The 13,365-nt window shown below is 72.3% G+C and carries 11 protein-coding genes; 3 read left to right on the top strand and 8 right to left on the bottom strand.

The genetic code is table 11. The features are described from left to right. Positions 1 to 74 precede the first annotated feature (74 nt). Together ABT288_RS07010 and ABT288_RS07005 are read left to right on the top strand one after the other, a co-directional pair. Positions 75 to 1,220 (top strand): aminoglycoside phosphotransferase family protein, encoded by a 1,146-nt coding sequence (locus tag ABT288_RS07010; RefSeq protein ID WP_351603591.1) that lies wholly within the window; start codon positions 75 to 77, stop codon positions 1,218 to 1,220. 259 nt (positions 1,221 to 1,479) lie between these two features. Continuing rightward, positions 1,480 to 3,450 (top strand): N-acetylmuramoyl-L-alanine amidase, encoded by a 1,971-nt coding sequence (locus ABT288_RS07005; protein WP_351603590.1) that lies wholly within the window; start codon positions 1,480 to 1,482, stop codon positions 3,448 to 3,450. Between the two features lie 15 nt (positions 3,451 to 3,465). Here the strand turns inward: ABT288_RS07005 and ABT288_RS07000 are convergent, their stop codons facing one another. From ABT288_RS07000 to ABT288_RS06965, 8 genes are all read right to left on the bottom strand, one after another. After that, positions 3,466 to 3,963: a glycosyltransferase family protein gene (locus ABT288_RS07000; protein ID WP_351603588.1), complete on the bottom strand. Its 498-nt coding sequence runs from the start codon at positions 3,961 to 3,963 to the stop codon at positions 3,466 to 3,468. A gap of 120 nt (positions 3,964 to 4,083) precedes the next feature. Beyond that, entirely contained in the window at positions 4,084 to 5,499 is a 1,416-nt protein-coding gene (locus ABT288_RS06995; RefSeq protein WP_351603586.1) for a 3-hydroxybutyrate oligomer hydrolase family protein, read from the bottom strand. Positions 5,500 to 5,821: 322 nt separating this feature from the next. Next, positions 5,822 to 6,724: a universal stress protein gene (locus tag ABT288_RS06990; RefSeq protein ID WP_351603584.1), complete on the bottom strand. Its 903-nt coding sequence runs from the start codon at positions 6,722 to 6,724 to the stop codon at positions 5,822 to 5,824. 137 nt (positions 6,725 to 6,861) lie between these two features. Next, the gene (locus ABT288_RS06985; protein WP_055704613.1) at positions 6,862 to 7,104 is read right to left on the bottom strand and encodes a DUF397 domain-containing protein; all 243 of its coding nucleotides are present in this window, start codon (positions 7,102 to 7,104) and stop codon (positions 6,862 to 6,864) included. An 82-nt stretch (positions 7,105 to 7,186) separates the two neighbouring features. Then, a complete protein-coding gene (locus ABT288_RS06980) occupies positions 7,187 to 8,353 on the bottom strand; it encodes a thiolase family protein (protein ID WP_351603582.1) in 1,167 nt (388 codons plus the stop codon). Beyond that, positions 8,350 to 9,399 carry a thiolase family protein gene (locus ABT288_RS06975; RefSeq protein WP_351603580.1) on the bottom strand — a complete coding sequence of 350 codons (1,050 nt, stop codon included), beginning with the start codon at positions 9,397 to 9,399 and terminating at the stop codon, positions 8,350 to 8,352. Before ABT288_RS06975 ends, ABT288_RS06980 begins: the two co-directional genes overlap by 4 nt. Next, the gene (locus ABT288_RS06970; RefSeq protein WP_351603578.1) at positions 9,396 to 10,337 is read right to left on the bottom strand and encodes a Zn-ribbon domain-containing OB-fold protein; all 942 of its coding nucleotides are present in this window, start codon (positions 10,335 to 10,337) and stop codon (positions 9,396 to 9,398) included. Before ABT288_RS06970 ends, ABT288_RS06975 begins: the two co-directional genes overlap by 4 nt. A gap of 22 nt (positions 10,338 to 10,359) precedes the next feature. After that, positions 10,360 to 11,160 carry a crotonase/enoyl-CoA hydratase family protein gene (locus ABT288_RS06965; RefSeq protein ID WP_351603576.1) on the bottom strand — a complete coding sequence of 267 codons (801 nt, stop codon included), beginning with the start codon at positions 11,158 to 11,160 and terminating at the stop codon, positions 10,360 to 10,362. Between the two features lie 188 nt (positions 11,161 to 11,348). On the opposite strand from ABT288_RS06965, the gene ABT288_RS06960 reads away from it, so the two are divergent. After that, on the top strand, positions 11,349 to 12,965 hold the full coding sequence (locus ABT288_RS06960; RefSeq protein ID WP_351603574.1) for an acyl-CoA synthetase: 1,617 nt from the start codon (positions 11,349 to 11,351) through the stop codon (positions 12,963 to 12,965). Positions 12,966 to 13,365 lie beyond the last annotated feature (400 nt).

The following is a 13,365-nucleotide window of genomic DNA, read 5'->3' as shown; positions in this document are numbered from 1 at the left end:
CCGGCCCCGCGCATGTGCCCCGAGCACGCACCACAGGCAGGCACCGCAGGCACACGAAGGGATCTGTATCTCCCATGTACGCAGCATCGTCCTCCGTGTCCGCCCCGCCCCGGCCGCTGCGTTCCCGCCCCGCGGGCGGCGGGCCGTACCTGGACCCGGCGGCGCGTCCGGGCGGCCCCGTGCCGGTCGCCGGGCGGCTCCGGCGGGTACCGGGCCAGGTCGGTACCCAACCGCTCAGCGGGAGACTCGACTTGTCCGGTCCCCAGGGCGCGCAGCTGCGCACCGCGATCGCATCGGTGCACCGGATCTGTCCGGAGTTCACCCCGGTGCAGGTGCTGCGGCGCAGCGGACGGTCCGTCCTCCTCGTCGGGACGACCGGGCGCGGCGCGGCCGTGGCCAAGTGTCTCCTGGACCACTCGCCCGCCTGGGCCGAGCGGTTCCGCCACGAGATAGCCGCATACCGCTCGTTCGTCCGGCACCGGCCACCGGTCCGCGTGCCCCGGCTGATCGCGGCGGACCCGGACAACTGCACCCTGGTCATCGAGCGGGCGCCGGGCCGGGTGGCGGCGCTGCAGCGCCATCCGGCGGAGGCGCCGCCCCGTCCGGACATCCGGGCCGCGCTGGGCGCGGTCTGCCGGGTGAACGCCTGGCGGCCCCCGGCGGGCACCTTCGACATGCCCCTGGACTACGGCGCCCGGATCTCCCGGTACCACGAGCTGGGCCTGCTCACGGACCGGGACCTCGGGGATCTGCAGAAGCTGCTGCACGGCATCGCCCACGAGGTGGGCCGGCACGGCATGCTCCAGTTCAACCACGGCGACGCCCTGCTGTCGAACATCCTTCTGTCACCGGCCGGTCCAGTGCTGGTGGACTGGGAGCACGCGGGCTGGTACCTGCCGGGGTACGACCTGGCGACGCTGTGGCTGGTCCTCGGGGACGCGCCGGTGGCCCGACGGCAGATCAGCCAGATCGCCCAGTCGGCGGGCCCGGCCTCCAGGGACGCCTTCCTGGTGAACCTGATGCTGGTGCTGACCCGGGAGATCCGTACCTACGAGACCGCCGTGCAGCGTTCGATGCACGAGGTGGCCCCGGCGGCACCGGGCCTGGCCCACCCCGGTGCTGCGCCGTCCGGCGAGGAACAGCGGCTGCTGCTCAGGCGGCTGCACGACGACTGCCAGATGGCCCGCAAGGCCGTCCGAGCGGCGGTCGGTACTCGCTGACGGGGACGACGGTTCCGCGGTGCGCCAGAGCGGCGGCGCACCGCGGACCTTCGTGTGTCCGGGCCCGGGCGGCCACTGGTGTACACCAGTGACGCCCCGCAGGCCCGCGCACCGCCGTCGAGAAACTCGCCGAAAACCCTTCGTGACATGGGAAATCGCCGTCCTGAATGCATCATTGACGGATCGTCGGCCAGCCGGTACCACTGACCCAGCTCGGCGCCGCACGCCCCGCCACGCCCGCCCGTCACAGGAGGCCGCATTGCGAGGTTCCGCCACTGATTCCACGACCGCACCCGGCCCCGGACAACTGCGGCGAGCCGTCGGCCCGCTCGCCTCGGCGGCCCTGCTGCTGCCGCTGCTCGGCGCGGCCCCCGCCCAGAGCGCCGCGGACTCCTCCGCGGGCCGGCTGCAGCACGCCTTCGCCACCGCCGCGGCCGAGTACCACGTGCCGCAGAGCGTCCTGCTGGCCGTCTCCTACCTGCAGTCCCGCTGGGACTGGCACGCCGGCGCGCCCAGCGTGTCCGGCGGCTACGGTCCGATGCACCTCACGGACGCCCGCACCGCGATCGCCACCACGGAGCACAACGCCGAGGGCACGGAGGACGCCCGCGGCGACGGCGAACGCGCCGCCGTGCACCCCGCCGTCAAGGTGCCGGCCGAGTCCGCGCTCCCCGCCCGCCTGAAGACGCTGCCGAAGGCGGCGCAACTGACCGGCCTGAGGGCCGAGGAACTGCGCACCGACCCGGCGGCCAACGTGGCCGGCGGCGCCGCCCTCCTCGCCGCCGCGCAGAAGGAACTGGGCGCGCCACTGAGCGCCGACCCGGCCGACTGGTACGGCGCGGTGGCCCGCTTCTCCGGCGCCGACGACAGGGCGACCGCGGCGGCGTACGCCGACGACGTGTACGACGTCCTGCGCACCGGCGAGGAGCGCGTCACGGACGACGGCCAGCTGGTCGCGCTCGCCGCCCGGCCGCGGCTGACCGCCGACACCGCCCAGCTGCGGCGGACCGGACTGGGCACGCTGCCCACGGACGGCGTCGAGTGCCCGAGTTCGGTGTCCTGCGAGGCGGTCTGGGCGCCGTACGCGCAGTTCGGGAACGGAAACTACGGCAACCACGACCTCGGCGACCGGCCGGTGTCGCAGAGCATCAAGTACATCATCATCCATGACACGGAGGGCGCCTGGGACGGAGTGCTGAATCTGATCCAGGACCCGACCTACGTGTCGTGGAACTACACGATCCGCTCCACGGACGGTCTGATCGCCCAGCACGTGAAGGCGAAGGACGTGGCCTGGCACGCGGGCAACTGGGACATCAACGCCCGGTCCGTCGGCATCGAGCACGAAGGATTCCTCGCCAACCCGGACGCCTGGTACACCGAGGCGATGTACCGCTCCTCGGCCCGGCTGGTGAAGTACCTGGCCCGGAAGTACGACATCCCGCTGGACCGGCAGCACATCCTGGGCCACGACAACGTGCCCGGCCCGACCACGTCCACCATCCCCGGCATGCACACGGACCCGGGCCCGTACTGGGACTGGCGGCACTACTTCCAGCTGCTGGGCCACCCGTTCAAGAGGACCGCCGGCAAGAAGTCCGGACTGGTGACGATCCTGCCGGACTACGCCACGAACCAGCCGGCGTACACGGGCTGCACCACCGGCGGCGAGCCCTGCACGGCACACGGCTCCGACGAGGTGCGGCTGTACGCGGACCACGACGTGAACGCGCCCCTGATCAAGGACATCGGGCTGAAGAAGGACCCGACCATCGATGTGAACGACCTGTCCTCCCGGGTCGCCACCGGTCAGCAGTACGCGGTCGCCGACCGCTGGGGCGACTGGACCGCGATCTGGTACCTGGGCCAGAAGGCCTGGTTCGAGAACCCGCGCAAGGCTCCGACGGCGGTGCCCGCCAAGGGTGTGGTGATCACCCCGAAGGAGGGCCTGGCCGACGTCCCGGTGTACGGCAGGGCCTACCCGGAGAAGGAGGCCTACCCGGCGGGTGTCCCCGTGCAGTCGGTCGTCCCGCTGCCGTACACGATCCCGGCCGGGCAGAAGTACGTGGTCGGTGACGAGGTGCCGGGCGAGTACTACTACTCGGTCACCTTCACCACCGACTCGCACCGGGTCGTGATGGGCAAGGACCTGTACTACGAGATCCAGTACGGCCACCGGGTGGCCTTCGTCCGCGCCGCGGACGTGACCCTCGAGGGCTCGGCCGGCTGACCGGCGCGGGCGGCCTCAGCCCTGCTGGAAAAGCTCCGCCGGGAGCGGCTTCAGCAGGGCGTACAGGTCGTCGGTGATGGGGCGGTCCCAGGCGGCGATGGTGACGAGGACGCCGTCGCTGCGGTCGAACTGGACGCAGGAGATCCGGGACTCGGACAGCTTCAGCCGCCGCACGATGAGGAGGTTGTCGCCCTGGAGGACGGGGGTGTCCTCGACACCGACGACGGTGACATCCTCGTCGTTCTCCAGCGCGAGCAGCAGCTGGCCCACCTCGAAGGGGATCTCGCCGTTGGCGACCTCGCGGGCCGGGGAGCCCTCGGGAAGGTTGCCGATGATCATGGCGGGACCGCGGCCGCCGAAGAGGTCGTAGCGCAGGAAGACGCCCTGGCAGGTGCCGTCGGGCGCGGGCAGCAGACCCGCGCCGAGGTTGCCCGGCCAGTCGCCCGGGTCCATGGCCAGCACGTCGAAGTCGGGTCCGGCTGGGGTGGCGCTGCGGCGGCGGAGGAACGACATGCGGCCATGGTACGTGGGCTCCGCCGGAAGTGCGGAGCGGCTCCGCCGGAAGGACCGGGGTGGGGTCTCCCGGCCGGCTGCGGGTCCGTTGTGGCTGGTCGCTCCTCGAGGCACTGCCGCTCAGCTCAGGGGGCAGTCGGTGAGGAGCGTGGATGCGGTGGCGCCGGGCGGGCGCGGGACCGTGTGGTCGGCGGGTGGGAGGGCCGTGCCGGAGAGCCAGCGTTCCAGGGCCTCGAAGGCCGAGTGGTGGCAGGGCACCATCGGGCGGAGTCGGTCGGGGAAGGCGTCGACGAGTGCGTCGGTGTGGGTGCCGTCCTCGATGCGGTAGCAGCGCAGCAGGGCGCCGCGCCCGGCCGCGTGGACCATGCGGGCGTAGACATCGGAGTCCTGGCTGATCGGCAGCAGCACGTCGAGGGTGCCCTGGATGGTGATCAGCGGTTTGCCGAGGCGTCCGGTGAGGGCGATCCGCTGGACGGCGCGGTGGACGGCGGCGGGCCGCGCCGCGTAGTCGTAGTCGGCGTCGCAGCCCGGTGTGCCGGAGGCGCAGAACGGGGTGCCGGCCTCGGTGGCCCCGTCGTAGCCGGGGTCGAGTTCCTCCCGGTAGATGCGCTGGGTGAGGTCCCAGTAGACCTGGTAGTGGTACGGCCACAGGAACTCCGAGCCGGCCGGGAAGCCGGCCCGGTGCAGGGTGGCCTCGGCCCGGGCGGCGCCTACGCCGCCGGCGGCGTAGGTGGGGTAGTTGCGCAGGGCCTGCGGCAGGAAGGTGAACAGGTTGGGGCCGTCGGCGCGCCAGAGGGTGCCTTCCCAGTCGACTCCGCCGTCGTACAGCTCGGGGTGGTTCTCCAACTGCCAGCGGACCAGGTAGCCGCCGTTGGACAGGCCGGTGGCGATGGTGCGGGCCGGGGGGCGGTGGTAGCGCTGGGCGACCACGGCGCGGGCCGCACGGGTGAGCTGGGTGAGGCGGGTGTTCCATTCGGCGATGGCGTCGCCGGGCCGCTCGCCGTCGCGGTAGAAGGCGGTGCCGGTGTTGCCCTTGTCGGTGGCGGCGTAGGCGTAGCCGCGGGCGATCACCCAGTCGGAGATGGCCTTGTCGTTCGCGTACTGCTCGCGGTTGCCGGGCGTTCCGGCGACGACCAGGCCGCCGTTCCAGTGGTCGGGCAGCCGGACGACGAACTGGGAGTCGTGGTTCCAGCCGTGGTTCGTGTTCGTGGTGGAGGTGTCCGGGAAGTAGCCGTCGATCTGGATGCCGGGTACGCCGCCGGGCGTGGGCAGATTCCTGGGGGTGAGTCCGGCGTAGTCGGCCGGGTCGGTGTGGCCGGAGGCCACGGTGCCGGCCGTGGTCAGCTCGTCCAGGCAGTCGGCCTGCTGGTGGGCGGCGCCGGGCACCCGGAGATGGGTGAGCTCGGCACAGTGGTCGTCCGGTGTGCCGGTGGGTGCCGCCGTGGCGGGGGTGGTCAGGAGCAGGCAGGCCGCGGTAAGCGAGAGTGCGGGGAGTAGAGCTCGGCGGATGGGCCGTCTGTGCGGTGTGGTCGGCATACGGGTTCCTCCGGCTGTGGGTGGACGCGCAGGAGGCTAGGGGCGGACTGGGCGCGCCGGACATGTGTGGGGCCGCCATGAAGACGGCCCCGGCAGCGTCGTCGGCCACCATGACCGACCGTGGCTGACCTTGTGTCAGAGGCGGCCGCTGCCGGCGATGGTGTCGCAACCCCTCGCGCAACTCCGTGGCGCTGCGCGCGACGACCCTGATGTCCTGGTCGCCGCACCGCCGGCAGGGCGCGGGCGCGGGGCGGCGTGCACAGCGCCGGACGTGGCGGAACCGTGGCCGACCCGGCCTCGGTGCTGCCCGGGCTCGGCGCTCTCACTCCTGCGGCGGTACCGGGGGCACCACCGCGATCGGGCTCGCCGCGTGCAGCAGGACCGCCTGGGTGACCGAGCCCATCATGCGGGCCGGTGCGAGCAGGCGCCGCCGGTGCCGGCCGACGACGACCAGCTCGGCGTCCTTGGAGGCGGCGACGAGATGGCCGGCCGCGTCTCCGGGCAGCGCCTCGGCATCGGCGCGGACCTCGGGGTGCCGCTCGCGGTGGGGCGCGAGGAAGCCCTCGGCTAGGGCGCGGGTCTCGTTCTCGACGGCGCCCTGGTCGACCTGGGGCGGCACCAGCTGGCCGGGGGCGGACCAGGTCTGCACCGGCCACGGATAGGCGGCGATCACCTGGACGCGCGCGCCGCGCAGAGCGGCCTCGGTGAAGGCGAAGGCGAGGGTGGCCTCGTCGGGGCTGTCGGCGTGCAGGCCGACCACCACCCGGGGCCCGGGCTCGGCCGGACCCTCGCCGTGCACCTGCCGACCGGGCCGGGGTACGACGACCACCGGGCATTCGGCGTCCCGGGCGGCGGCGAGCCCGTTGGAGCCGAGGAGCAGGCTGGCGAAGCCGCCACGGCCGCGGGAGCCGAGCACCAACAGCTGGGCGTCGGCGCCGAGTTCCGGCAGGACGGCGCCCGGTACGCCCTCCAGGGCGACGTACTCGACGGCGGTTTCCGCGCCGCGGTCCGCGAGCCGGGCGTGCACGTCGTCGAGCACCGGATCGCCCTCCACCTCGGGCTGTGCGGCGACCAGCACATCGGCCTGGCCCCAGGCGGCGTACTGCCGTACGTGCACGACCCGCAGCGGTGCGGCGCGGCGGCGGGCGGCGTCGAAGGCCCACTCCAGCGCGCGCAGGCTGTCGTCGGAGCCGTCGACCGCGGCGATGACCGGCGCAGTGCTCATCGTCCCTCACCTTTCGGAACACGACCTTCCCCTTGCCGGGCCAGCCTGACGCAGGCGTCGGCCGCCGCGGGGCCCTGTTGGTCGCGTGTCCGGAAATCGGGTCGGAACACCCCCGGTTCAGGTCAGGTGGACCCGGCTCAGGTGAGGTCGAACTCCCCTTCCCGGGCTCCGGAGACGAAAGCGCCCCATTCCGCCGGCGTGAAGATCAGGGAGGGGCTCTCCGGACGGCCGCTGTTGCGCATCGCGATGAAGCCCTCGACAAAGGCGATCTGGACATCGCCCAGACCTCGGCTGCTGGACTGCCACTCGGCCTTGCTGAGGTCCAGCTCCGGCTTGTCCCAGCCCGCGAGCGGCTTGTGCTGGGTGGTGGTCTCGGCCACGTCCGTGCTCCTCCCGGTTCGTCGTCCGCGGGTCAGCCTAGCGACCGCTCACGATGCCCAACAGGCCACGTGGGGAGGACTTTCAGGCGTCCGGGGGCTGTGTTCCCACGAGCCACATGGAGAAGAACTGCGACCCGCCGCCGTAGGCGTGCCCGAGGACCTTCCTGGCGCCGTCCACCTGGTGTTCTCCGGCCTGGCCGCGCACCTGGAGGGCGGCCTCGGCGAAGCGGATCATGCCGGAGGCGCCGATGGGGTTGGTGGAGAGCACTCCGCCCGACATGTTGACGGGCAGGTCGCCGTCGAGTTCGGTCACCCCGGACTCGGTGAGCTTCCAGCCCTCGCCCTCCTCCGCGAAGCCCAGGTTCTCCAGCCACATGGGCTCGTACCAGGAGAACGGCACGTACATCTCGACGGCGTCGATGTCCCGGCGCGGGTCGGCGATGCCGGCCTGCCGGTAGACGTCGGCGGCACAGTCCTTGCCGGCCTGCGGGGAGACGAAGTCCTTGCCCGCGAACAGGGTCGGCTCGCTGCGCATGGCGCCGCCGAGCATCCAGGCGGGCGGCCGGGGCGCGCGGGCGGCTCCGGCGCGGTCGGTGAGGACCATGGCACAGGCGCCGTCGGAGGAGGGGCAGGTCTCGGAGTAGCGGATGGGGTCCCACAGCATGGGCGAGGCCTGGACCTTCTCCAGGGTGATGTCGTGCTCGTGGAGGTGGGCGTACGGGTTCTTCAGGGCGTTGCGCCGGTCCTTGTAGGCGACGAGGGAGCCGACGGTGTCGGGGGCGCCGCTGCGCCGCATGTAGGCGCGCACATGAGGGGCGAAGAAGCCGCCGGCACCGGCGAGCAGGGGCTGCTGGAAGGGGATCGGCAGGGACAGGCCCCACATGGCGTTGGACTCGGACTGCTTCTCGAAGGCGAGGGTGAGGACGGTGCCGTGGACGCGGGCGGCGACCAGGTTCGCGGCCACGAGCGCGGTGGACCCGCCGACGGAGCCCGCGGTGTGCACCCGGAGCATGGGTTTGCCCACGGCGCCCAGCGCGTCGGCGAGGTACAGCTCGGGCATCATCACGCCCTCGAAGAAGTCGGGTGCCTTGCCGATGACGACGGCGTCGATGTCGCCCCAGGTCAACTCGGCGTCTTCCAGCGCCCTTTGTGCCGCCTCGCGGACGAGTCCGGCGATCGAGACGTCCCGGCGGGCGGCGACGTGCCTGGTCTGGCCGATGCCGACGACGGCCACGGGTTCCTTGCTCATCGTGGATCCCCTTCGAGTACGGCGACCAGGTTCTGCTGCAGGCAGGGGCCGGAGGTGGCGTGGGCGAGGGCACGGTCGGACTCACCGCGGTGGATGCGGGCGGCGGCCTCGCCGATGCGCACGAGCCCGGCGGCCATGACGGGGTTGGCGGCGAGCGCCCCGCCGGAGGGGTTGACGCGGACGTCGTCGCCGAGGCGGAGGGCCCGGCGCAGGACCACCTCCTGGGAGCTGAACGGTGCGTGCAACTCGGCGGTGTCGACGGGGCGTTCGAAGGCACCGGCCCGCTCGGCGGCGAGCCGGGTGGAGGGTGAGTCGGTGAGGTCGCGGACGCCGAGGGCGTGGGCCTCGATGCGATGGTCGATGCCGCGGATCCAGGCGGGCCGCTCGCACAGCCGGCGGGCCCGCTCCCCCGCCGCGAGGATCACGGCGGCCGCGCCGTCGCCGACCGGCGGGCAGTCGCCGGTGCGCAGCGGCCGTACGACGTAGTCGCCCTGCGGCACCTGCCCCTTGAGCTGGGCGTGCGGGTTGGTTTCCGCATCCGCGCGGCTGCGGGCACCGACGGCGGCGAGCGCGGGTTCGTCGGTGTGGCCGGCGTCCATGAGGGCCTGTGCCTGGAGGGCGGCGAGGGCTATGGAGTCGGGCCACAGGGGAGCGACGTAGTACGGGTCGAGCTGACGGGTGAGGACGTCGCGGACCGAGCCGGGCGAGCACTTGCCGTACGAGTAGACGAGCGCGGTGTCGGCGTCGCCGGTGAGGAGCTTGGTCCAGGCCTCGTACAGCGCCCAGGCGCCGTCCATCTCGACGTGCGACTCGGAGATCGGCGGCCAGGCGCCGACGCCGTCGAGGGCGAGGGTGAAGGAGAAGGCGCGGCCGGCGAGGTAGTCGCTGGAGCCGGAGCAGGTGAAGCCGAGGTCGGCGGTCCGCAGGCCGGTCTGTGCCAGCACCTCGTGCAGGACCGGCATGAGCATCTCGACCTCGGAGGACTCCTCGGTGGAGCGCCGGTGGTCGGTCTGGGCGAAGGCGACGACCGCGATCTCCCTGGTCACAGCAGCTCCTTGTAGGTGTCGTAGTCGGCGTCGGGTTCACCGGCGGGCCGGTAGTGGTCGGGGTAGCGCGCGCCCTCGGTCCACACGGGCTCCACGCGCAGACCCATGCGCACCTGGTCGTAGGGGATGCCGCCGATCCGGGCGTGCAGGGCGAGGTCGGCGCCGTCGAGAGCGATGTGCGCGTAGACGTAGGGCACCTCGATGTCGAGGTTCTTCGCCTTGATGTTGACGATGCAGAAGGTGGTGACCGTGCCGCGGGGACCTACTTCGACCTGTTCCTTCGTGGCCACACCACATGTGGGGCACGCCCCCCTCGGGGGGACGTACACCTTGCGGCAGGAGGGGCAGCGTTCACCGACGGTCCGCTGTTCGGAGAGGGCGTCGATGTAGGCGGACTGGGCGCGGCCGGGTGAGTAGGAGTAGTCCAGTCGGGCCGGGGCGACGATTCCGGTGAGCGGGTCCTCGAACTCGCCGGTGTGGCCACCAGGTCGGTGGGGCTCTCCGTCGTACGGCTCGAAGCAGGCGATGTCGGTGATGGCGCCGGTGTGTTCGGCGGCCCAGCGGATGCGGACCCGCATTCCGGTGTGCACGGAGTCGGGGCCGGGGGCGTCGAGGGCGTGCAGCAGGGCGGTGTCGGCGCCGTCGAGCCGGACCAGGACCCAGGCGAAGGGGGTGCCGAGGGGCTGGCCGCGGCGCGGCTCGTGGTTCCACGCCCAGGTGCTGACGGTGCCCGTGGTGGCGACCTCCACCAGGTCACGGAGCTCCTCGGCGGTCACGGGGTCGTACTCGACGGGCGGGACGAGGGTGCGTCCGTCGGCGGTCTTCACGCCGAGGACGACACGTTCGCGCAGGCCGGTGAGGAAGGCGCTCTGGACGGGGCCGAGGGAGCGGGTGAAGGGGAATTCCACGACGAGGGGCGCTTTGAGGACTTCGGGCATCCTGGAGGTCTCCTTCGGCGGTTCAGGCACGCTTGTAGACGGGGGGCCGCTTCTCCGCGAAGGCGCGGGCGCCTTCCTTGGCGTCGGCGGTGTCGAAGACCGGCCAGCCGCGCGCGAGTTCGGCCGCGAGCCCGTCGGTCTCCGTCATCTCGGCGGTCTCGTACACCGACGCCTTGACGGCCTCGACGGCGAGCGGGCCGCAGGCGTTGATCTGCTCGGCGATCTCCAGGGCTTTGCCGAGGGCGGTGCCGTCGGGGACGACATGGCCGATCAGTCCGATGTCCGCGGCCTCCCGGGCGCTGTACGGCCGTCCGGTGAGCAGCATCTCCAGGGCGTGGGTGCGCGGGATCTGGCGCTGCAGCCGGACGGTGGAGCCACCGATCGGGAACAGGCCGCGCCGGACCTCGAACAGGCCGAAGGTCGCGGACCGGCCCGCGACCCGGATGTCGGTGCCCTGCAGGATCTCGGTGCCGCCGGCGACGCAGTACCCCTCGACGGCGGCGATGACCGGTTTGCGCGGGCGGTGGTGGCGCAGCATCGCCTTCCAGTGCAGGTCCGGGTCGGCCTTGAGCCGGTCGCGGTACTGCTCCCCTTCCATCCCCTTCCCGGCCAGCGCCTTCAGGTCCATTCCGGCGCAGAAGGAGCCACCGGAGCCGGTGAGCACGATCGAACGGATCTCGTCGTCCGCGTCGGCCTCCAGCCAGCCGTCGTACAGGCCGACGAGCATCGGCAGCGAGAGCGCGTTCCTGGCGTCGGGCCTGTTGAGCGTGAGCACGAGTGTGGCGCCCTCGCGCCGCACGGTGAGGTGTTCCGTCCCGCCCATGGGCTTGTCTCCCCTCGGTGAGAACGAGAACAGGTTGCAGTAGGCGGCGAGGCACTTCAAGGGAGCTTCCGAGGTTTTCTGACAGACAGTCAGATTTGTTTGGCGCCAGGCCTTCACAGTTGCGGCGCCCTTTGCTCTGATGACCGGCTAGCGGACGTATCCGGGCACGATCGGGGTCAGGAGGAGCGGTGGAGTACAACCTTGCCGACCTGTTCGAGTCGGTCGTCGACGTGGTCCCGGACCGCGAGGCGCTCGTGTACGTCGACCATCCCGGCACCGGCGCGGAGCGCCGCCTGACCTACGCGCAGCTCGACGCCGCCGCCAACCGCATCGCCCACCACCTCCTGGACAGCGGAATACGGCCCGGAGAACACCTCGGCCTGCATCTGTACAACGGCGTCGAGTACCTGCAGACGGTGCTGGCCTGCCTGAAGGCGCGGATCGTCCCGGTCAACGTCAACTACCGCTATGTCGAGGAGGAGTTGGTGTATCTCTACCGGGACGCCGATCTGGTCGCCCTGGTCTTCGACGCGGAGTTCGCCGACCGGGTGGCGGCGGCGCTGCCGCGGGCGCCGATGCTGCGGCACCTGCTGCGGGTGGGCCCGGAGACGGCCGGGGTGCGCGGGGCGGTGCCGTTCGGCGACGCGGAGGCAGCCGGTTCGCCGGCCCGGGGCTTCCCGGCCCGCTCCGCCGACGACCAGTTCATCATCTACACCGGCGGCACGACCGGTATGCCCAAGGGCGTGATGTGGCGGCAGGAGGACCTGTTCTTCGCGGGGCTCGGCGGCGGGGCGCCGACCGGGGAGCCGGTGAAGACACCGGAGGAGCTGGCCGAGCGGGTCGCCGCCGGGGGCTCCGGGATCACCTTCTTCCCCACTCCCCCGCTGATGCACGGCACCTCCACGCTGACGGCGTTCATCGGCTTCAACTTCGGCCAACGCGTCGTGGTACACCGCAAGTTCGTGCCGGAGGAGGTACTGCGGACCGTCGAGAAGGAGAGGGTCACCAGCGTGTCGCTGGTCGGCGACGCCATGCTCCGGCCGCTGATCGACGCGTTGAGCGGGCCGCTCAAGGGCACGGACTGCTCGGCCCTGTTCAGCGTGTCCTCATCGGGCGCGATCATGTCGGAGACGGTGCGCCGGCAGTTCCGGGAGCTGGTCCCGAACGCCATGCTGCTCAACAACTTCGGTTCCTCCGAGTCCGGCTTCAACGGTACGGCGACGGAGGACTCGGGCCCCGAGCGCGGCTTCCGCCTGCGAGTCAACTCCCGTACCCGCGTGGTGGATCCGGTGACGCACGAGCCGGTCGCCGCGGGCGGGATCGGCCGGGTCGCCCAGTGCGGCCATGTCCCGCTCGGCTACTACAACGACCCGCGGAAAACCGCCGAGACGTTCTTCGAGAAGGACGGGCAGCGCTGGGTCCTGCTCGGCGACATGGCGACGGTCGACGAGGACGGCGTGGTCACCGTGCTGGGCCGGGGCTCGCAGTGCATCAACACCGGGGGCGAGAAGGTCTATCCGGAGGAGGTCGAGCAGGCGCTCAAGGCGCATCCGGATGTGTACGACGCGCTGGTCGCCGGAGTCCCGGACGTCACCTGGGGCAACCATGTGGCGGCCGTGGTGCAGCTGCGCGAGGGTGCCGCGCAGCCCTCGCTGGCCGACATCCAGACCCACTGCCGTACCCGGCTGGCCGGCTACAAGATCCCCCGCCAGCTGGTGATCACCGACTCCATCCAGCGGTCGCCCAGCGGCAAGGCCGACTACCGGTGGGCCCGAGAGGTCGCGGTGGCGGCCGACAAGCGGTGATGCCCGGGGTGCCCCCCGCCCCCACCACCCGGTAGCACTACTCCCCGCGCACGATCGGCACCGCTCAACTACTTTGGGTGACTGTCGGTCGAATGGTGCCGGTCCAGGCCTTCCGCACCGGCACCGGGCCACGCACGGAAGGATCTCCGGGTGTCTCACCACACGCCTGGCCACCTGCCGGGGAGCGAAGACGATACGGACAGCGGCTCGGAGGAAGCCGGAGGGCCCGCGACGGCCGCAGAAGCCCAGCCGGCCGGGGAGGCGGAGCCGGCCGCGGCACCCGGCCGGGCCGGCATGCGCGCGCGTGTCGCACGGGGCCTGGCGACCGAGGCCGGCCGGCTCTGGCGGCGCGCCCGCATCACGCGGGGCCCGGGCGCCGGGGCCGACCGGACCGACGGGC

The organism is Streptomyces sp. NPDC001093 (assembly GCF_040298985.1).
Taxonomy (GTDB): Bacteria; Actinomycetota; Actinomycetes; order Streptomycetales; family Streptomycetaceae; genus Streptomyces.
The sequence above is the reverse complement of the archived record's forward strand: the minus strand, read 5'-3'. Positions and strand labels throughout refer to the sequence as shown.

Coding starts and splice junctions, on each gene's coding strand:
- ABT288_RS06990 (WP_351603584.1), bottom strand. CDS start 6,724: ATGAGCACTGCGCCGGTCATCGCCGCGGTCGACGGCTCCGACGACAGC.
- ABT288_RS06995 (WP_351603586.1), bottom strand. CDS start 5,499: ATGCCGACCACACCGCACAGACGGCCCATCCGCCGAGCTCTACTCCCC.
- ABT288_RS06980 (WP_351603582.1), bottom strand. CDS start 8,353: ATGAGCAAGGAACCCGTGGCCGTCGTCGGCATCGGCCAGACCAGGCAC.
- ABT288_RS06965 (WP_351603576.1), bottom strand. CDS start 11,160: ATGGGCGGGACGGAACACCTCACCGTGCGGCGCGAGGGCGCCACACTC.
- ABT288_RS07010 (WP_351603591.1), top strand. CDS start 75: ATGTACGCAGCATCGTCCTCCGTGTCCGCCCCGCCCCGGCCGCTGCGT.
- ABT288_RS07000 (WP_351603588.1), bottom strand. CDS start 3,963: ATGTCGTTCCTCCGCCGCCGCAGCGCCACCCCAGCCGGACCCGACTTC.
- ABT288_RS06970 (WP_351603578.1), bottom strand. CDS start 10,337: ATGCCCGAAGTCCTCAAAGCGCCCCTCGTCGTGGAATTCCCCTTCACC.